General features: G+C 60.5%; 17 protein-coding genes. 9 read left to right on the top strand and 8 right to left on the bottom strand.

Annotation, left to right across the window (positions count from 1 at the left end):
• Nucleotides 1-232 precede the first annotated feature (232 nt).
• From AC07S6_RS01845 to cobA, 8 genes are all read left to right on the top strand, one after another.
• A complete protein-coding gene (locus tag AC07S6_RS01845) occupies nucleotides 233-1432 on the top strand; it encodes a CmpA/NrtA family ABC transporter substrate-binding protein (protein ID WP_127881135.1) in 1200 nt (399 codons plus the stop codon).
• Nucleotides 1433-1445: 13 nt separating this feature from the next.
• Nucleotides 1446-2021, top strand: a complete 576-nt coding sequence (locus tag AC07S6_RS01850; RefSeq protein WP_003193274.1) for an ANTAR domain-containing response regulator — start codon at nucleotides 1446-1448, stop codon at nucleotides 2019-2021.
• 146 nt (nucleotides 2022-2167) lie between these two features.
• A complete protein-coding gene (locus AC07S6_RS01855; protein WP_014719480.1) occupies nucleotides 2168-3379 on the top strand; it encodes a nitrate/nitrite transporter in 1212 nt (403 codons plus the stop codon).
• On the top strand, nucleotides 3379-5046 hold the full coding sequence (locus AC07S6_RS01860) for a bifunctional protein-serine/threonine kinase/phosphatase (protein WP_495111564.1): 1668 nt from the start codon (nucleotides 3379-3381) through the stop codon (nucleotides 5044-5046). Before AC07S6_RS01855 ends, AC07S6_RS01860 begins: the two co-directional genes overlap by 1 nt.
• A gap of 232 nt (nucleotides 5047-5278) precedes the next feature.
• Entirely contained in the window at nucleotides 5279-7732 is a 2454-nt protein-coding gene (gene nirB / locus AC07S6_RS01865; protein WP_495111565.1) for a nitrite reductase large subunit NirB, read from the top strand.
• The gene (gene nirD, locus AC07S6_RS01870; protein WP_014719483.1) at nucleotides 7729-8046 is read left to right on the top strand and encodes a nitrite reductase small subunit NirD; all 318 of its coding nucleotides are present in this window, start codon (nucleotides 7729-7731) and stop codon (nucleotides 8044-8046) included. The genes nirB and nirD overlap by 4 nt, the downstream gene beginning before the upstream one ends.
• Nucleotides 8046-10754: a nitrate reductase gene (locus AC07S6_RS01875; protein WP_495111566.1), complete on the top strand. Its 2709-nt coding sequence runs from the start codon at nucleotides 8046-8048 to the stop codon at nucleotides 10752-10754. Before nirD ends, AC07S6_RS01875 begins: the two co-directional genes overlap by 1 nt.
• 10 nt (nucleotides 10755-10764) lie before the next feature.
• Nucleotides 10765-11508, top strand: a complete 744-nt coding sequence (gene cobA / locus AC07S6_RS01880; protein WP_495111567.1) for a uroporphyrinogen-III C-methyltransferase — start codon at nucleotides 10765-10767, stop codon at nucleotides 11506-11508.
• 60 nt (nucleotides 11509-11568) lie between these two features.
• Here cobA and AC07S6_RS01885 read toward each other — a convergent pair whose 3' ends face one another.
• From AC07S6_RS01885 to ppsA, 8 genes are all read right to left on the bottom strand, one after another.
• Nucleotides 11569-12549, bottom strand: coding sequence for an OmpA family protein (locus AC07S6_RS01885; RefSeq protein WP_019820540.1), 981 nt, complete (start codon nucleotides 12547-12549; stop codon nucleotides 11569-11571).
• Nucleotides 12550-12656: 107 nt separating this feature from the next.
• Nucleotides 12657-13247, bottom strand: coding sequence for an RNA polymerase sigma factor SigX (gene sigX / locus AC07S6_RS01890; protein WP_003193286.1), 591 nt, complete (start codon nucleotides 13245-13247; stop codon nucleotides 12657-12659).
• A gap of 87 nt (nucleotides 13248-13334) precedes the next feature.
• Nucleotides 13335-14159 carry a mechanosensitive ion channel family protein gene (locus tag AC07S6_RS01895; protein WP_003193288.1) on the bottom strand — a complete coding sequence of 275 codons (825 nt, stop codon included), beginning with the start codon at nucleotides 14157-14159 and terminating at the stop codon, nucleotides 13335-13337.
• Between the two features lie 2 nt (nucleotides 14160-14161).
• The gene (locus AC07S6_RS01900) at nucleotides 14162-14407 is read right to left on the bottom strand and encodes a hypothetical protein (RefSeq protein WP_014719486.1); all 246 of its coding nucleotides are present in this window, start codon (nucleotides 14405-14407) and stop codon (nucleotides 14162-14164) included.
• Between the two features lie 86 nt (nucleotides 14408-14493).
• Nucleotides 14494-15489: a zinc transporter ZntB gene (locus tag AC07S6_RS01905; RefSeq protein ID WP_054897192.1), complete on the bottom strand. Its 996-nt coding sequence runs from the start codon at nucleotides 15487-15489 to the stop codon at nucleotides 14494-14496.
• A gap of 25 nt (nucleotides 15490-15514) precedes the next feature.
• Entirely contained in the window at nucleotides 15515-16006 is a 492-nt protein-coding gene (gene rraA, locus AC07S6_RS01910) for a ribonuclease E activity regulator RraA (RefSeq protein WP_014719488.1), read from the bottom strand.
• Nucleotides 16007-16235: 229 nt separating this feature from the next.
• Nucleotides 16236-17225, bottom strand: coding sequence for an alpha/beta fold hydrolase (locus tag AC07S6_RS01915; protein ID WP_495111568.1), 990 nt, complete (start codon nucleotides 17223-17225; stop codon nucleotides 16236-16238).
• Between the two features lie 106 nt (nucleotides 17226-17331).
• Complete coding sequence (gene ppsA / locus AC07S6_RS01920) at nucleotides 17332-19707, bottom strand: phosphoenolpyruvate synthase (RefSeq protein ID WP_495111569.1); 2376 nt, start codon at nucleotides 19705-19707, stop codon at nucleotides 17332-17334.
• Between the two features lie 178 nt (nucleotides 19708-19885).
• Between ppsA and ppsR the strand changes: the two genes are divergently transcribed.
• Nucleotides 19886-20704, top strand: coding sequence for a posphoenolpyruvate synthetase regulatory kinase/phosphorylase PpsR (gene ppsR / locus AC07S6_RS01925; protein WP_003193298.1), 819 nt, complete (start codon nucleotides 19886-19888; stop codon nucleotides 20702-20704).
• The last annotated feature ends 43 nt before the right edge of the window (nucleotides 20705-20747 follow it).

Consider the following 20747-nt stretch of genomic DNA (forward strand, 5'->3'; position numbering starts at 1 on the left):
GCGGTCTGGCCTGAGGAAGCGGCCATACTGCGAGGCGCACGAGGTTCAATCATGATGGAAAGTTGACGGCCAGTTGCACCGGCCCACCCATGGCATGTGCCTTGCTATGCACTCTGTATCAGGCTCGCACCAACGGCGGCACGGGCCTACGGACAAAGGCGTCGTTTCCCTGCAATGGCCTGTAACGCCAGCTTGGGAAACGGCGCTTTTTTTTCAGAAAAGGCAGGTATTGATGAACGATCCGCTGGCTTGGGTACACGGCAGCGATGCCCCGGAAAAGAGCAGCCTGGACCTTGGGTTCATGGCCCTGACCGATTGCGCCTCGTTGGTGGTCGCCGCCACCCAGGGCTTCGCCCAACCTTACGGCCTCACACTCAACCTCAAGCGCCAGGCGTCCTGGGCCAACCTGCGCGATAAGCTGGTCAGCGGTGAACTGGACGCCGCCCACAGTCTCTACGGGCTGATCTATGCCGTACACCTGGGCATCGGCGGCGTCGCCGCCAGCCCCATGGCAGTGCTGATGGGGCTGAACCAGAATGGCCAGGGCATCAACCTGTCCCACGGCCTGCAACAGCAAGGGGTGATCACTCCTGAGGCGTTGAAAGGCCATGTGCACCAAAGCCGGACAAAACTGACCTTCGCTCAGACGTTTCCCACCGGCACCCACGCCATGTGGTTGTATTACTGGCTGGCGAGCCAAGGCATTCATCCATTGCAGGATGTGAACAGTGTGGTGGTGCCGCCGCCGCAAATGGTGGCGCACCTGCAAGCCGGACGCATCGATGGACTTTGCGTGGGTGAACCCTGGTGCGCCAGCGCAGTGCAACAGAACCAGGGCTTTACCCTGGCGACCAGCCAGGCAATCTGGCCGGACCACCCGGAAAAAGTCCTGGGCTGCACCCAAGCCTTCGCTGACGCGTACCCCAATACCGCACGCGTGCTGGTCATGGCGATTCTCGAGGCCAGCCGGTTTATCGAACAGAGCCGTGAAAACCGCCGCTCTACCGCCCAGTTGCTCAGTGCCAGTGAATACCTCGACGCACCTGTGGGCTGCATCGAACCGCGCCTGCTGGGGCACTATGACGATGGCCTGGGCAACCACTGGCAGGATCCCCATGCACTGCGCTTTTTCGCCGACGGCGAGGTGAACCTGCCTTACCTCAGCGATGGCATGTGGTTCATGACCCAGTTCCGGCGCTGGGGCTTGCTGCGGGAAGACCCTGACTACCTGGGCGTTGCCCGGCAAGTTCAGCAATTGGCACTGTATCGCCAGGCTGCCGAGGCGCTGGGCATTAACGCAGGCGACTCGGACATGCGCCGCAGCCAGTTGCTCGACGGCAAGACCTGGGACGGCAGCGACCCCGCTGGCTACGCCCGCAGCTTCCACCTGCATGCCCTGGCCGATGATGCCAATCGCCAAGCGCTGCGCTGACAGGAGCCCGACGATGCTGCGAATCCTGTTGATCAACGACACCCCGCGCAAGGTCGGGCGCCTCAAGGCCGCATTGACCGAGGCCGGCTTCGAGGTGATCGATGAGTCCGGCTTGACCATCGACCTGCCCGCACGCGTCGAAACAGTGCGTCCTGATGTGATCCTGATCGATACCGAGTCACCCGGGCGCGATGTGATGGAGCAAGTGGTGCTGGTCAGCCGCGATCAGCCACGGCCCATCGTGATGTTCACCGACGAGCACGACCCGAATGTAATGCGCCAGGCCATCAAGTCCGGCGTCAGTGCCTATATCGTCGAAGGTATCCAGGCCCAGCGCCTGCAACCGATCCTCGATGTGGCAATGGCGCGCTTCGAGAGTGACCAGGCCCTGCGCGCCCAGCTTCATGCCCGCGACCAGCAACTGGCCGAACGCAAGCGCATCGAGTTGGCCAAGGGCCTGCTGATGAAGATGAAGAGCTGCAACGAGGAAGAGGCCTACACCCTGATGCGCCGCCAGGCCATGAGCCGTCAACAGAAACTGATCCAGGTGGCGGAGCAGATTATTGCCATGAGCGAGTTGCTCGGCTGATCTGGCTCAGCTCTTGCTAAAGAATTATCACAGGTAGCCAACGGCGGTTGCCCCTTCACGACAAAGACGTCGCCCACCCGGTTTGCCCTTGCGAACCCGGTGGCGGCGTTTTTTCGTTTCTAGACCCCCAACCGTTGAGGTGCGTGATGAAATCAAGCTTCTGGAAATCCGGGCACACCCCGACCCTGTTTGCCGCGTTCCTGTATTTCGACCTGAGCTTCATGGTCTGGTACCTGCTGGGCCCCCTGGCGGTGCAGATTGCCGCTGACTTGCACCTGACCACCCAACAGCGCGGCCTAGTGGTCGCCACCCCGATCCTGGCGGGCGCGGTACTGCGCTTCTTGATGGGGATGCTGGCCGACAAGCTGTCGCCCAAGACCGCCGGGCTGATAGGCCAGGTGATTGTGATCGTGGCGCTGTTCTGCGCCTGGAAACTGGGGATCCACAGCTACGAACAAGCGCTGCTGCTAGGCATGTTCCTGGGCATGGCCGGTGCGTCCTTCGCGGTCGCCCTGCCCTTGGCGTCACAGTGGTACCCGGCGGAGCACCAAGGCAAGGCCATGGGCATCGCCGGCGCCGGTAACTCCGGCACCGTGTTTGCGGCGTTGCTGGCGCCCGTGCTGGCGGCCGCCTTTGGTTGGAGCAATGTGTTCGGCTTTGCACTGATCCCACTGGTGCTGACCCTGATCGTATTCGCCTGGCTTGCGCGCAATGCGCCTGAACGGCCGAAAGCCAAAGCCATGGCCGACTACTTCAAGGCCTTGGGCGACCGCGACAGTTGGTGGTTCATGTTCTTCTACAGCGTGACCTTCGGCGGCTTTATCGGCCTGGCCAGCGCCCTGCCCGGCTACTTCAACGACCAATATGGCCTGAGCCCGGTGACCGCCGGCTACTACACCGCCGCCTGTGTGTTCGGCGGCAGCCTGATGCGCCCATTGGGCGGCGCCCTGGCAGACCGGTTCGGCGGGATCAAAACCTTGCTCGGCATGTACAGCGTGGCGGTGATCTGCATTGCGGCAGTGGGGTTCAACCTACCCAGTTCCTACGCGGCGCTGGCACTTTTCGTCTGCACCATGCTCGGCCTGGGCGCTGGCAATGGGGCGGTATTCCAACTGGTGCCGCAGCGTTTTCGCAGTGAGATCGGCGTCATGACCGGCCTGATCGGCATGGCCGGCGGCATCGGTGGCTTCGCCCTTGCGGCGGGCATGGGCGCCATCAAGCAGAGTACTGGCAGCTATCAACTGGCCCTGTGGTTGTTCGCCAGCCTCGGTGTGCTGGCCTGGTTCGGCCTGCATGGGGTGAAACGGCGCTGGAGAACCACCTGGGGTTCGGCCGCCGTGACCGCCGCACGCGTCTGATGAGCTTACAACTGAGCGTCGCCCAGGCCAGTGCCATCGGCCCGCGCAGCGAGAACCAGGATGCGCTGCGGGTGGTCACGCCCATGGCGGAACTGGCCGCGAGCAAAGGCTACCTGTGCGCACTGGCCGACGGCGTCAGCCAGTGCGCCGACGGTGGCCTGGCCGCACGCTCGACCCTGCAGGCCCTGGCCCTGGACTACTACGCTACGCCACAGACCTGGGGCGTGGCCCAGGCGCTGGAGCGCTTGTTACTGGCGCAGAATCGCTGGTTGCAAGCCAACGGCGGCGGCCAACCGTTGCTCACCACCCTCAGCGCCCTGGTGTTTCGCGGCCAACGCTTCACCTTGGCCCATGTCGGTGATTGCCGGGCGTATCGTTGGCTTGACGGCGAGTTGCAACGCATCAGCGAAGACCATGTGTGGGAACAGCCGGGCATGCAACATGTACTCAAGCGCGCCCTCGGCCTGGATCAGCACCTAGTGCTGGACTTCCTCGATGGTCCATTGCGCGAGGGCGAGTGTTTCCTGCTGCTCAGCGACGGGGTATGGGCCACGCTGGGCGATCACAGCATCGGCGCGATCCTGCGCGAACAGAGCGACCTCGAGCTGGCCGTCAACACCCTGGTCAACGCCGCCCACCTGGCGGGTAGTCAAGACAACGCCAGCGCCTTGCTGGTGCGCATCGATCAACTCGGCGCGGCCACCCTCGGCGACGCCTTGGTGCAGTTGCAGCAATGGCCACTGCCGCCACCGCTGAAAGTCGGACAAACCTTTGAAGGTTGGCAGGTGCAAAGCGTGCTGGCGCAGAGTCGGCAGTCGTTGCTGTACCGCGTGCACGACGCCCAGGGGCAACCCTGGCTGCTCAAGACCTTGCCGTTGCGTTGCGACGATACCGACGCCGCCCAGGCCTTGTTATCGGAGGAATGGTTTCTGCGCCGGGTCGCCGGCCGGGCCTTTCCCGAAGTGCATGCCGCCAGTGGCCGTCAGCATTTGTACTACGTGATGCGCGAATACGCCGGGCAAACCCTGGCCCAACTGTTCCAACAACAGGGCCCGCTGCCGTTGGCACAATGGCAGTCGATTGCCGAACGCTTGCTGCGCGCCGTGGGCCTGTTGCATCGCCGGCAGATCCTGCACCGCGACATCAAGCCAGAAAACCTGCTGCTGGGAGAAGATGGCGAACTGCGAGTGCTGGACTTCGGCCTGGCCTATTGCCCCGGGCTCTCCGAGGACCGTGCGCACCTGCTGCCCGGCACCCCGAGTTTCATCGCGCCCGAGGCGTTCGCTGGCGAGCAGCCTACGGCACAACAGGATTTGTACAGCGTCGGCGTGACCTTGTATTACCTGCTAACCGGGCATTACCCCTACGGTGAAATCGAGGCCTTCCAACGGCCCAGGTTTTCCCAATCCGTCAGCGCCAGCCGTTATCGCCCCGACTTGCCGGAATGGTTGCCACACAGCCTGGAACGAGCGGTGACCGCTGTCTCTGCCCAACGTTATGAAACCGCCGAAGAATGGCTGTTGGTGCTGGAGCAGGCCGATCGCCGCGAATTGAGCGTACGCCCACGCCCTTTGCTCGAACGCGAACCCTTGAAAGTCTGGCAGACCCTGGCGATGGCTTCGCTGCTACTCAATCTGGTGCTGCTGTACTGGCTGATGCACCACTAGCGGGCAGAATGCGCCGACTCTCCGTGTAAACGCCCAGTAAACCTGGGCTATAGGGACTTGGCACAGCTGCTGCATTAACGTTCCCAACACCCCACATATAGCCGCTCCTTCAACGACGAAGGGCCGAGCTTCCCGAGAGAACGGGACCAGGACAAAGGCGTCCTCGCTAGCTGACTAGCGGGGATGCCTTTTTTGTTTGCGCACGATTTGTCGAGCCATTGCGGAGAACGACATGAAAAAACTCAAACTGGTGATGATCGGCAACGGCATGGCCGGGGTTCGCACCCTGGAAGAACTGCTCAAGCTGAGCAACGAGCTGTACGACATCACCGTGTTCGGCGCCGAGCCTCACACCAACTACAACCGCATCCTGCTGTCGCCGGTACTGGCCGGTGAACAAACCTTCGAAGAGATCGTGCTCAACGACCTGGATTGGTACCTGGACAACAACGTCAAGTTGCTGCTCAACCGCAAAGTGGTGCAGATCGACCGGGTCAAGCGCAAAGTCATCGCCGAAGACGGCAGCGAGGCCGAATATGACCGCCTGCTGATCGCCACCGGGTCCACGCCGTTTATCCTGCCAATTCCCGGCAACAGCTTGCAGGGCGTGATTGGTTACCGCGACATTGCCGATACACAGGCGATGATCGACACCGCCAAGACCCACAAGCATGCGGTGGTGATCGGCGGCGGCCTGCTCGGCCTGGAAGCGGCCAACGGCCTGATGCTGCGCGGCATGCACGTGACGGTGGTGCACATCGGTGAATGGCTGCTGGAGCGGCAACTGGACAAGACCAGCGGCCAGCTACTGCAAACCGAACTGGAAAGTCGCGGCCTGGTGTTCCGCCTGTGCGAGCAAACCCAGTCCCTGCACGATGCTGGCAATGGCCGCGTCGGCTCGGTGCAGTTCAAGAATGGCGACATCATCCCCGCCGACCTGGTGGTGATGGCTGCCGGCATCCGCCCCAATACCGAACTCGCGGAAAAGTCCGGCATCCCCTGCAACCGTGGGATCCTGGTCAACGACACGATGCAAACCTACGACCCGCGTATCTATGCGATCGGTGAATGCGCCAGCCATCGCGGCATCGCCTATGGCCTGGTGGCGCCCTTGTTCGAACAGGCCAAGGTCTGCGCCAACCACCTGGCCCAATTGGGCTTTGCCACTTACAAGGGCTCGGTGACCTCGACCAAGCTGAAAGTCACCGGCATCGACCTGTTCTCCGCCGGCGACTTCATGGGCGGCGAAGGCACCGAAACCATCACGCTCTCCGACCCGATTGGCGGCGTGTACAAGAAGCTGGTGATCAAGGACAACATCCTGGTCGGCGCCTGCCTGTACGGCGATACCGCCGATGGCGGCTGGTATTTCCGCCAGATCCGTGAGAACCACGCCATCGGTGAAATCCGCGATCATCTGATGTTCGGTGAAAATGCACTCGGCGATGTCGGCCACCAAGGCCAGGACAAAGCCATGAGCATGGCCGACAGCGCCGAAGTCTGCGGCTGCAACGGCGTGTGCAAGGGCACCATCGTCAAGGCGATCCAGGAACAAGGGCTGTTCAGTGTCGATGAGGTGAAAAAACACACCAAGGCCGCCAGTTCCTGCGGCTCCTGTGCCGGGCTGGTCGAGCAGATCCTGATCAACACCGTGGGCGGCGCCGCCGACGTCAAACCCAAAAGTGAAAAAGCCATCTGTGGCTGCAGCGACCTCAACCACGGGCAGATCCGCCAGGCCATCCGCGAGCAGCACCTGCTGACCATCGACAGCACCATGCGTTACCTGAACTGGCGCACCCCCAATGGCTGCGCCACCTGCCGCCCGGCCCTCAACTATTACCTGATCTCCACCTGGCCCGGTGAAGCCAAGGACGACCCGCAATCGCGGCTGATCAACGAACGGGCCCACGCCAATATTCAAAAAGACGGCACCTACTCTGTGGTCCCACGGATGTGGGGCGGCGTGACCAATCCTTCGGAGCTGCGCCGCATCGCCGATGTGGCCGACAAGTACAACGTGCCGATGGTCAAGGTCACCGGCGGCCAGCGCATTGACTTGCTCGGTATCAAGAAGCAGGACTTGCCAGGAGTATGGAAGGACCTGGATATGCCGTCCGGGCATGCCTATGGCAAATCCATCCGCACCGTCAAAACCTGTGTGGGCAGCGAGTTCTGCCGGTTTGGCACGCAGAACTCGACGCAACTGGGCATCGAGCTGGAGCATGACCTGTTCAATATGTGGTCGCCCCACAAGGTCAAGTTGGCGGTCTCCGGGTGCCCACGCAACTGCTCGGAAGCGGGCATCAAGGACGTAGGCATTATCGGTGTCGACTCGGGCTGGGAGATGTACATCGGTGGCAACGGCGGGATCAAGACCGAAGTCGCAGAGTTCTTCGTCAAGGTGAAAACCGCCGAGGAAGTACGCGAATACAACGGCGCATTCCTGCAGCTATACCGCGAAGAAGCCTTCTACCTGGAGCGCACCGTGCACTACCTGCAGCGGGTGGGCATGGAGCATATCAAGAAGGCTGTGCTGGAAGACCCGGCCCGCCGCCAGGCCCTCAATGAGCGTTTGCAGTTCTCGTTGTCATTCGAGCAGGACCCGTGGAAAGAACGCCTGGAACAGCCGCAGCTGAAAAAGGAATTCGACGTGATCCCCGTCAAACACCTGGAGGTCTCGCTATGAACTGGCTGGATATCTGCGCCCTCGATGAAATCAACGCCCTGGGCTCGCGCATCATCAGCGGACCCAAAGGTGACATCGCGATTTTTCGCACCAGTGACGATGAAGTCTTTGCCCTTGACGATCGCTGCCCACACAAAGGCGGGCCGCTGTCCCAGGGCTTGATCTACGGCAAGCGGGTGGCCTGCCCGCTGCACAACTGGCAGATCGACCTGGCGACTGGCCAAGCCCAGGCCCCGGATATCGGCTGCGCCCACCATCATCAGGCCCGGGTCGAAAACGGCCGGGTGATGCTGGCCCTGCGGGACGCGGGTTGATGAACCGCCAGACCACCGCGTCCACCTGTTGTTATTGCGGGGTGGGCTGCGGCGTGCTGATCGAGCATGACGGCGAACAGATCCTGGGGGTGCAAGGCGACCCCAGCCATCCGGCCAACTTCGGCAAGTTGTGCAGCAAAGGCGCGAGCCTGCACCTGACCGGCGACTTGAGCGCCCGTGCGCTTTACCCGCAACTACGCTTGGGCAAAGAACTGGCGCGCACTCGCACCGACTGGGACACCGCCCTGGAACACGCGACCAACGTGTTTGCCGAGACGATTGCCGAACACGGGCCCGACAGCGTGGCGTTCTATATCTCCGGGCAACTGCTGACCGAGGACTACTACAGCTTCAACAAGTTGGCGCGGGCGTTGGTGGGCACTAATAATATCGACAGTAACTCCCGGCTGTGCATGTCTTCGGCGGTGGTCGGCTACAAGCGCAGCCTGGGCGCCGATGCGCCGCCGTGCAGCTATGAAGACCTGGAAAACAGCGACTGCGTGATGATCGTCGGCAGCAATATGGCCTACGCCCACCCGGTATTGTTCCGACGCCTGGAGCAAGCCAAGGCACAACGCCCGCAGATGAAAGTGCTGGTGATTGACCCTCGGCGTACCGACACCTGCGACTTGGCCGACCTGCACTTGGCCATCTTGCCGGGAACGGATGTGGCGTTGTTCCACGGCATTTTGCATTTACTGCTGTGGGAAGACTGGGTCGACCGTGCGTTTATCCAGGCCCATACCGACGGCCTGGCCGAACTCAAGCGCCTGGTGCATGACTACACGCCGCAGATGGTCACGCAGCTGTGCGGCATCAGCGTCGAACAGCTGCGCCTGTGCGCACAGTGGGTCGGCACCTCCAGCAGCTTTTTGTCGCTGTGGTGCATGGGGCTTAACCAATCCACCGCTGGCAGCGCCAAAAACAGCGCGTTGATCAACCTGCATTTAGCCACGGGGACCATTGGCCGGCCGGGCTGCGGGCCGTTTTCCCTGACCGGCCAACCGAACGCCATGGGCGGGCGCGAAACCGGCAGCCTGTCCAACTTGCTGCCGGGCCACCGCGAAGCGGCCAACCCTGAACACCGCGCTGAAGTAGCGGCCTATTGGGGCGTGGAACAACTGCCCGCGACTACGGGCCTTACCGCCATCGAACTGTTTGAACAGGTGCAGGCTGGCAAGATCAAGGCGTTGTGGATTGCCTGTACCAACCCTGCCCAATCGCTGCCCGACCAGAACGCGGTGCGCGCCGCTTTGGCAGCGTGCCCGTTCGTGGTGTTGCAGGAAGCGTTTCGTACCACCGAAACCGCCGCCTATGCCGACCTGCTACTGCCCGCCGCCAGTTGGGGTGAAAAAGACGGCACGGTGACCAACTCCGAGCGGCGTATTTCCCACGTGCGCCGCGCCATCAACCCACCGGGTGAAGCACGCGCGGATTGGGCGATCACCGTGGATTTCGCACAGCGCCTGGAGCGTCGTCTGCGTCCGGGATTGCCGAGCCTGTTCGCCTTTGAGCAAGCGGCGCAGCTGTTTGATGAATTCAAGCCACTGACCCAAGGCCGTGACCTGGATATGTCCGGCATCAGCCACGCCCTGCTCGACCGGCTCGGCCCGCAGCAGTGGCCCTTTCCCGAGGGTGCGCAAGCGGGTACGTCGCGCCTGTACACCAACGGCATTTTCCCTACTGACACGGGCCGGGCGCGATTTGTCGCCGAGCCTTACCGCGCCGCCAAGGAACAGCGCGATGCGCGATTCCCCCTGACCCTGATCACCGGTCGCCTGCGTGATCAATGGCACGGGATGAGCCGCACCGGCACGGCAGCGCAGCTGTTCGGGCACGTCAGTGAAGCATTGTTGAGCCTGCATCCGGATGAGCTACGCCGCCACCGCTTCAAAGAGGGTGACCTGGTCAGCCTGAAAAGCCGTCGCGGCAGCGTGATCGTCGCCGTCGGCAGCGATGACAGTGTGCGTCCCGGCCAAGCGTTTCTGCCCATGCACTGGGGCGACCGCTTTCTCAAGGGCGGCGTCAATACCCTCACTCAACCGGCGTTCGACCCTTTGTCCAAGCAGCCGGAGCTCAAGCACAGCGGCGTGCGCCTGGAAGCCGTGCAACTGCCGTGGCAGCTGTTTGCGCTGATCGAAGGCGATGTACAGCAACACTTCGAAGCCTTGCGCCCACTGTGTGAAACCTTTGCCTACGTCAGCCTGAGCCTGGCTGGCCGTGAACGCCCCGCGCTGCTGGTGCGCGCCGCGCATACCGAGGCGCCCGACCTGCAACTCTTGACCCGTATCGACCAACTGCTGGGCCTCAACGATGGCCCGGTAATGGCCTACGACGACCCGCGCCGCTCAATCGGCAAGCGCGTGAAGATCGAGAAAGGCCGCATCACCGCCCTGCGCCTGGCCGGCGAAACCCTCGCCCGTCACTGGCTGCAAAGCCTGTGGCTGGAAGGCCGGGCCGACGAGCAACTGCGGCGCTGGTTGCTGGCGCCATTGAGCGCGCCACCGGGCGGTACCACGGCCGGCAACAAGATTGTGTGCAACTGCAAGAACGTCAGCGAAAACGCCGTGTGTGCCGGTATCGGCAGCGGCCTGGACCTGGATGGCCTCAAACAGGCCTTGGGCTGCGGCACCCAATGCGGCTCCTGCGTGCCGGAAATCAAACGTCTTTTGGCTAGCAAACCGCAGCCAATCGCCATCAGTGTGTAAGGGGAACAACATGAGCGCAAAAGTGTGGCTGGTAGGCGCAGGTCCGGGTGACCCGGAGTTGCTGACCCTGAAAGCGGTCCGGGCTCTGCAGGCAGCGGACGTCGTGCTGATTGATGATCTGGTCAACCCGGCAGTACTGGAACACTGCACCAGCGCTCGGGTGATTACCGTCGGCAAGCGCGGGGGATGTCGTTCTACCCCGCAGGATTTTATTCACCGCCTGATGTTGCGTTATGCACGCCAGGGCAAGTGCGTGGTACGCCTTAAAGGCGGTGACCCGTGTATTTTTGGCCGCGGTGGCGAGGAGGCAACCTGGCTGCGCGAGCATGGAATCGAGGTGGAATTGGTCAATGGCATCACCTCAGGGCTGGCCGGGGCGACCCAGTGCGATATCCCGTTGACCTTGCGCGGGGTGAGCCGTGGAGTGACCTTGGTCACCGCGCATACCCAGGATGACAGTAGCTTGAACTGGCGTGCGCTGGCGGAGGGTGGAACCACGCTAGTGGTGTATATGGGCGTGGCCAAGCTGGAAGAAATCCGCGAACAACTGCTCAACGGCGGCATGGCTGCGGATATGCCAGTGGCAATGATCGAAAACGCTTCATTGCCCCAACAACGCGAATGCCGCAGCTCCCTGGCGGCCATGCATGAAGCTGCAAAAGCCTTTGCACTGAAGAGCCCGGCCATCCTGGTGATTGGCCAGGTTGCCGGCGCCGCACAGATGGCTAGCATCGCCGCTGCGGCAAGCGCCTGAGGCAAATCGCAGGCGAAAAAAAGCCCGGCCTGAGCCGGGCTTTTCTTTACTACTCAGTAATTACTGAGCGGTAGCTTCAACCGACGCTTCTACGCGACGGTTAACAGCGCGACCAGCTTCAGTTGCGTTGTCAGCAACTGGGCGGGATTCGCCGTAACCAACAGCAGTTACACGGCTAGGAGCAACGCCGTCTTTAACCAGGACTTGCTTAACAGCGTCAGCACGACGCTGGGACAGCTTCTGGTTGTAAGCGTCTGGACCTACGGAGTCAGTGTGACCAGCAACTTCTACGTTGGTAGCTGGGTACTGAGCCATGAAGTCGGCCAGGTTTTTAACGTCGCCGTAGCTGTTAGGCTTAACAACGGCCTTGTCGAAGTCGAACTTAACGTCCAGCTCAACACGAACAACCTGAGCAACCGGAGCTTCTGGCTCTGGAACTGGCTCTGGAGCTGGTGCTGGGGTAGGAGCTGGAGCAGCTGCGCCAGCGTTACCGCCGAAGTTCACGCCCAGGCCAACCAGTGCGGAGTAGTCCCACTTGCCGTTGTCCAGACCGTAGTCAGCTTCAACACCAGCACGAGCGTACAGGTTGTTGGTGAAGTAGTACTTCACGCCGGTACCGATGGTAGCGAAAGTGGTCTGGTCGCGACCGCTGTGGCCGTCAGCCTGAACGTTGGTACGGCTCTGGTGGCCGAAACCGCCTTCAACGTATGGACGCAGGCTATCAACGCCAGCCTGACCGAAGTGGTACTGAGCAACGAGGCTGCCAGTGTCACCTTTGATCTTCTGGTTGCCAGTGCCGTCGTTCGAACGGGTGTGGTTGGTCTTGTCGTACGACAGATTCAACGACAGATCGTCGGTCAGGAAGTAACCAATGCGAGCGCCTGGGTTGAAGCCGTCTTCGATGTGCTTAACGCTATCGTTGTACTGCTTCTTGTAGAACAGCTCGCCTTCAACTGCGCCTTGGCCTTGTGCCAGAACGCCGAAAGAAGTAGCGGCAATAAGAGAACCAATGGCCAAGCCCAAGGTGTTTTTCAGTTTCATCCGTTAAATCCCCATCTGGTGATTGTAAAGCAGTCCCACAAACCGGGGGACAACTCGGCGACAAGTCTAACAGAACTTGCCTACACGTAAGAGATATTTGCTACGCACTAAGTTTCAGTCTCGCCCGCAAATTTCTCACGTAATTTATCAAGAGCACGCTTGTACCGCATTTTTGTAGCACTCAAACCCATATGCATGATGTCAGCGATTTCCTGAAATTCCAGCTCTGCGACAAATCGAAGCACCAGAATTTCGCGGTCAATCGGGTTCACATGCACCAACCAGCGATCAAGTCCGCCCTTTTCCTCGGGTGCCGGCGCCTTCTCTTCAGACGCCTCCTCAAGGGGGTCCAGACTCAAAGCGTCCATCAAGCGACGCTTTCGCCGTTCCTTCCGATACTGCGTGATGCACTCGTTGTACGTGATGCTGTACAGCCAGGTCTTGAACTTCGATTTGCCCTCGAAGTTCTTCAGGCCGTATAGCACCTTGAGCATCACTTCCTGACAGACATCATCCGCGTCTCTATCGTTCCCCAAATACCTTGAACAAACGTTGAACAGAGTGCGTTGATACCTGCGCATCAATTCTTCGTACGCGCGTGTTACGTGAAACAGCTCCGTGTGCGAGCGCGCGACCAACTCCTCATCAGAGAGCTCACGGGGGTCATAGCGCGTGGACAGCGTTTGGGCTTTATTCAAAACAAGTCGTGCCGACAGTCAGGTCAATGTCCGCTGCAACCCGGTCACCCGGGTTTGCGGCGGCGTACATTAGCAGGATTTGCCGGATTAGCGGCTACTGACCTGCTGCTCCAGGAGAATCCGGTTGGACAGCGACACCAGTTCCCCGTCATCGGTCAGCACGGTCGTCTTGACTGTGCCGATCTCCTCGATTTGCCCTTCGACCTCACCCACACGCACCTGTTGCCCAACTTGATACAGCTCACGCACATAGATTCCCGCAAGAATCTGACCGGCAATTTCCCGGCTTCCCAACCCCATGGCCAGCGCAACTGCCAGACCAACGGTAATCAAAACAATCACAATAACGTGGTTGAGCAGGTCAGTTTTGACCTCCAACTGGCTGATCGCGACGGAAATACTGATGATAATCACCAGCCCCTGTGCGATTCGCCCCAGGCCCGCTGCGTAGTCCAACCCCACGCCTTCGGCGGCCCCGCGCACCAGCCCGTTGGCCAGTTGCGCGAGTAAAACCCCCACCAGCAGCACCAGCGCGCCGCCGAAAACTTTCGGCAAATACAGTGCCAGCATGTCGAGCGTAGCTGAAACTCGCTCAAGTCCAAGGGACTGCGCTGCAGAAACCAGAAAAATAAGTAGAACAAACCAATAGACGATCTTGCCGATCAGGGTCGAAATCGGTACTTGCAACCCCGCGCGGCCGAGCAATTTGGTCAGGCCAGTGCCGGCCATCAGGCGATCGAGCCCCAGTTTGGCGAGCAATTTGGACAGCAGGGTATCAAGCAACTTGGCTACGACAAAACCCAGCAATACCAGGACCAGGGCACCAAACAGGTTGGGAATGAAATTCGCCACCTTGGTCCACAATGCGGTCATCGCGGTGACCAGGCTCTGGGTCCAGAGATCAAGTTCCATATTCAATCAGCCTTATCAGCAGTGCTAGCAAGAGGTTTACGACGGGAAACCGGTGAAACATGGGCCGAACCGTTGTTCAGGGCCATCATCAACGCCGGCAACCAACGCCCGAGCAGACCGAACAGGTCACCCGCCCCTACCTGACGGTTGGCGGTTTTCAGTACGCGGCCCAGGCAGGCATCGTCATCACGGTTGGATGGCGAAGCATTGAGCATGTCACGCAAAGACTGTTCGAACGGATCGTGCATAGAGACCTCTCGCAAGTGATTTAAAAGACGAGGGTAAAATTCATCGGGTCACATCGGCCCTTTCTTACGTTCAGGTCATATTCAGGTCAAACCCAGCGCAATCGTCGAAACAGCCACCATTGCCCCAGTGCCACAGACACCATCAACAGGCACGCAATCATGAATCCGTAAGGGCTGGCAGAGAACGGAATGCCACCCACATTTATACCGAGCAAACCGGTAAGAAAACTCATCGGCAAGAAGATCCCGGTGATGATCCCGAAGCGGTACATGGTGCGGTTCATGCGCAGGCTCAAGCGCCGGTCTTCAGCCTCCAGCACAAGCCCCACGCGCTCTCTGGCCAATTCCAGCTCTTCCAGGTAACGGGTCAGGCTGTTGTGCAGTTCGTTCCAATAGTCGGCATCGTCGTCGCAGAACCACGCCAATTTGATTCGTGTCAGCTGGGCGAAAATATCCCGCTGGGGGGCCAGGAAGCGCTTGAGTCCGGCGGCTCTTCGACGGATCTGCAGAACGCTGCCGTGCTCCGGAGTATACCGTTCGTCGGCATCGAGTTTTTCTTCCTCGGAATCGACGATTTCAGACAAGCCGGCGACCAGATCCTGCACTTTGTTGGTCAGGTACTGAGCCATATAAAGGATGAGTTCAGACGCCGTCCTGGGGCCTTTGCCGTCTGCCAGTTGCACCAGTAACTCATCGGTAGCGCGCAGGGGGCGCAAACGCAGGGAGATCACTCGGTTGGCGGCGGCGAAAATGCGCACCGACACCATGTCTTCCGGCTCCGCGCCTGGGTTGAGATTGATTCCGCGCAGAAACAGCAGCAATTCGGCGTCCGGCAGCGGCAACAGGCGTGGACGGGTGTTTTCCTCCAGCAGCAGGTCACAGGCAAACTCGCTCAGGCCGCTGGATTTACGCAGCCAGGTCTGGGTTTGAGGATGGCTGCGATCCCAGTGCAGCCACAGGCTTTCCTGGGGCTGCAGCTGCAAATCGTCGAGCTCAGTCCGGGCAATCGAACGCGCACCGCCTTTACCATCCAGCACCAGGGCATGCACCAGCCCCCATTGCGCGTTTTCTTCTTCGAACATCCTCACCCCGATCGGTTGCGGCAGTTTATTCAGGCATTTTCAGCGGGCTGGGTGACACGATCACCCCGTTGTTATCGGCATAAATGTACTCACCGGGGCGGAACGTCACGCCTGCGAATGTCACCGGCACGTTCAGGTCGCCAAGGCCGCGCTTGTCGGTTTTTTTCGGATGAGAGGCCAGGGCCTGCACACCCAGGTCGGTCTGAGCGATGACGTCGACGTCACGGATGCACCCGTAGATCACCAGCCCTTCCCAACCATTTTTCGCGGCTTTCTCGGCAATCATGTCGCCCAGCAACGCGCAGCGCAGCGAACCACCACCGTCGACCACCAGCACTTTACCAGCGCCCGGCAGGTCAGCCTGCGCCTTGACCAGCGAGTTATCCTCGAAGCATTTGAGGGTGACTATCTCGCCACCAAAGGAGTCTCGGCCACCGAAGTTGCTGAACATCGGCTCCACTACCTGCACCAGCTCCGGGTAGGCGTCACACAGGTCGGGGGTCACGTAATGGTTCATCGAGAAACTCCTGTCATCAAAGAAGAGGTCGAACATCCACGGTGTACATCAAGAAAACGCCCCGCGACAGGCATTCTTTAAGCGCCTGCGGGTGGGCGGCGGCCATGATCAAACCACGTTCAGCGCAACGCAATACACGTTACGCGACTGAATATGACCAGAAGCGCGTGGCGCGTCATATCTTAGCCGCAACCATTCAAGAGTGAAACGCCCTTGGTAGAGCGTTTCGTCAAATCACTGCGGACACTTCGGGCTGCGTACCCAGCAAGGGTGTCAGCGGGTCGTTCACCCAGCGCTCGACCAAAGGCCACACTTGGGCCTGTGCGGCTTTGCTGACCAGCATCTGCACATGCCCGAAATCCTCGCTGAAACCCTGCTGACGCCCCAGGCACAGGTACTGGCGATGCTCGCTGCCCACTTGCTCGAAGAGCTTGCGGCAGGCCCAGTCCGGGTCTTGCCGGTCGCCCGCTGCGCTCACCGCCAACAGCGGCACATCGACCTGCGCCAAGCCTTTCCACCAGTCATGCTCGGCATCGCCAAACCGGCCGAACAGGCCGTTCCAACGCATCGCTTCGATCATCACGCCGGCCGGCTCGTCCTCGGGCCCACGCTTGAAGCGCGGGCCGGACAGATGGGCAAGGCGCTTGAGGATAAAGCGAGCGCACCACTCCACCGGTGGAATTTTCAACGGCCAGTGGGTGCGACTGACCTGGCAGCCGAACAACGCCACCGACGCCACCGCTGATGCATCCAAGTGCTGCCCACCCAAGGCCGCAGCCAAGGTGGTGGCGCCGAGGGAATGCCCGATCCAGTGCGGAATCTGCCCGCTTTGCTCACACACAAACGCCCCCACGGCCGGCAAATCGTAGCGCGCGTAATCGGCGACACGGTTTCTGGCGTAATCGTGATTGCGCTTGGACAAACCATGGCCGCGCATTTCCGGGATCCACACATCAAATCCGCGACGCGCGAGGTAAGCCCCCAGGCCGATACCTTTGGGCGAATACCAGAAACGCCGGTTGGAAAAACTGCCATGCAACAAAATAATCGGCGTGCCCCGGTTTTCAGGGACATCGGCCAGGCCCAAACGGGTAACCGCCAGCTCGACGGTGCCGTCCGGGCTGTTACCGGGTTTGAGTCGGTAGACGTCTTCACTCAGGTCACCCCGACGTTCAGCGCTGATCAGGGCGACAGGAAACAGATGGCTGCTGCTTTGCATAATGCTCTTGCACAAAAAAGGGCGGCGTCCGCAAGGATTCCCGCCCTGTACAGATAAGAATGCCGGTCACCCGCAACGAGTGACCGGCACTTTTGACCACGCGACCTTAGGCGGACGCTTGGCCTTCAGCCAGGAAGAACCAGGTTTCCAGCACGGAATCGGGGTTCAGCGAGACGCTCTCGATCCCCTGCTCCATCAGCCATTTAGCCAGGCCAGGGTGGTCCGAAGGGCCTTGGCCGCAGATACCGATGTACTTGCCAGCCTTGTTACAAGCCTGGATAGCGTTGGCCAGCAGCTTCTTGACCGCTGGGTTACGCTCGTCGAACAGGTGGGCGATGATCCCCGAATCGCGGTCCAGGCCCAGGGTCAACTGGGTCAGGTCGTTGGAGCCGATGGAGAAACCGTCGAAGAACTCCAGGAACTCTTCAGCCAGGATGGCGTTGGACGGCAATTCGCACATCATGATCACGCGCAGGCCGTTCTCGCCACGGGTCAGACCGTTTTCTGCCAGCAGGTCCACCACTTGGCTCGCTTCGCCCAGGGTGCGCACGAACGGCACCATGATCTCGACGTTGGTCAGGCCCATCTCGTTGCGTACACGCTTGAGCGCACGGCATTCGAGCTCGAAGCAGTCACGGAAGGCTTCGCTGATGTAACGCGAGGCGCCGCGGAAACCCAGCATCGGGTTTTCTTCTTCCGGCTCGTAGAGCTTGCCGCCGATCAGGTTCGCGTATTCATTGGACTTGAAGTCCGACAGGCGCACGATGACCTTTTTCGGGTAGAACGCCGCAGCCAGGGTGCTGATGCCTTCGACCAGTTTCTCGACGTAGAAACCTACCGGGTCGTTGTAGCCGGCGATGCGCTTGTCGACGCTTTCCTTGATGTCCAGTGGCAGGCCGTCATAGTTCAGCAGCGCCTTGGGGTGCACGCCGATCATGCGGTTGATGATGAATTCCAGGCGGGCCAGGCCCACGCCAGCATTCGGCAACTGCGCGAAGTCAAAGGCGCGGTCCGGGTTGCCGACGTTCATCATGATCTTGAACGGCAGGTCGGGCATGGCGTCGATGGAGTTTTGCTTGATATCGAAGCCCAGCTCACCTTCGAAGATAAAGCCGGTATCGCCTTCGGCGCAGGAAACGGTCACGCCCTGGCCATCCTTGAGCAGTTGAGTGGCGTTGCCGCAACCCACGACTGCAGGAATCCCCAGCTCACGGGCAATGATCGCCGCGTGGCAGGTACGCCCGCCACGGTTGGTGACAATGGCACTGGCGCGCTTCATCACCGGTTCCCAGTCTGGGTCGGTCATGTCGGAAACCAGTACGTCACCCGGCTGGACCTTGTCCATCTCGGACACGTCCTTGATGATCCGCACCTTGCCTGCGCCAATGCGCTGGCCAATGGCACGCCCCTCCACCAGCACGGTGCCGGTTTCCTTGAGCAGGTAGCGCTCCATGACGTTGGCCGAAGTGCGGCTCTTCACGGTTTCCGGGCGCGCCTGCACGATGTACAGCTTGCCGTCGTCACCGTCCTTGGCCCACTCGATGTCCATCGGGCACTTGTAGTGCTTTTCGATGATCATCGCCTGCTTGGCCAACTCGCTGACTTCAGCGTCGGTCAGGCAGAAACGCGCACGCTCGGCTTTGTCGACTTCAACGGTTTTGACCGAGCGACCGGCCTTGGCCTCGTCGCCGTAGATCATCTTGATGGCCTTGCTGCCCAGGTTACGGCGCAGGATGGCCGGGCGGCCCGCTTCGAGAGTGCCCTTGTGTACGTAGAATTCGTCCGGGTTGACCGCGCCTTGTACGACGGTTTCGCCCAGGCCGTAGGCGCCGGTGATAAACACCACGTCACGGAAACCGGATTCGGTATCCAGGGTGAACATCACACCGGCAGTGCCGGTTTCCGAACGCACCATGCGCTGCACGCCGGCAGACAGGGCCACCAGCTTGTGGTCGAAACCCTGGTGTACGCGATAGGAAATCGCACGGTCGTTAAAGAGGGAGGCAAACACTTCCTTGGCCGCGCGGATCACGTTTTCGACGCCGCGAATGTTGAGGAAGGTTTCCTGCTGGCCCGCAAAGGAGGCGTCCGGCAAGTCTTCGGCGGTGGCCGAGGAACGCACGGCGACGGCCATGTCCGGGTTACCGGCCGACAGGGTGGCGAAGGCGGTGCGAATTTCTTCGTTGAGCTTCTCGGGGAACTCGGCTTCCATGATCCACTGGCGGATCTGGGCGCCGGTCTTGGCCAGGGCGTTGACGTCATCGACGTCCAGGGCGTCCAGCGCGGCGTGGATCTGGGCGTTGAGGCCGCTCAGCTCGAGGAAGTCGCGGTAAGCCTGGGCCGTGGTGGCGAAACCACCGGGCACCGAGACACCAGCGCCTGCAAGATTACTGATCATCTCGCCGAGGGATGCGTTCTTGCCCCCCACATGCTCTACATCATGGACGCCGAGCTTATCGAGGGAAACTACGTACTCTACCAAGGTGATCTCTCCACTTTCTGTGTTGGAAAAGCTCAGGACGCGGGTTGCTCAGTAGGAGCTAACGCCAGCGCTTGTGGCCTGGACCTGGAAAATAAGTGAGAATGCGGCCCACTGCGGGACGGCAAAATCGCGCCTATCATATCCAAGATTCGCCATCAGCTTAAGGCCCAGGGCTCAAATGAAACGATCTGCTTTCTTTATTTCCGACGGCACCGGCATCACAGCCGAAACATTGGGCCAGAGCCTGCTCGCGCAGTTCGAAAACATTACCTTCGCCAAATTCACCCGGCCTTATATAGACAGCGTGGATAAAGCGCGGGCCATGGTACAACAAATCAATCTGGCGGCTGAAAAAGACGGTTTTCGCCCGATCATTTTCGACACCATCGTCAATCAAGACATTCGTGAGATTCTCGCAACGTCGAATGGTTTCATGATCGACATTTTCTCTACCTTCCTGGCGCCGCTGGAACAGGAGTTGAGTGAACATTCGTCCTATTCCGTCGGAAAGTCCCATTCCATCGGGCATAACTCCAACTATATGGAGCGTATCGAGGCGGTGAACTTCGCCCTCGACAACGACGACGGTGCCCGCACCCACTACTACGACAAGGCCGACCTGATCCTGGTGGGCGTGTCGCGTTGCGGCAAGACCCCCACCTGCCTGTACATGGCCATGCAATTCGGTATTCGTGCGGCCAACTACCCGCTGACCGAAGACGACATGGAGCACCTGACCCTGCCCGCCGCCTTGCGCGCGCATTCACACAAGCTGTTCGGCCTGACCATCGACCCGGACCGGCTGACCGCCATCCGCAACGAACGCAAGCCCAACAGCCGCTACTCCAGCTATGCCCAGTGCGAATTTGAAGTGCGGGAAGTAGAAAATCTGTTCCGTCGCGAAAATATTGCGCACATCAATTCCACGCATTTTTCGGTGGAAGAGATTTCGGCGAAGATTCTGGTGGAGAAGGGTGTGGAGCGGCGCTTCAAGTGATCTCTGGCGCCTGATCTGATCGTTCCCACGCTCTGCGTGGGAA

It is taken from the genome of Pseudomonas sp. GW821-FHT07B01 (assembly GCF_059419065.1).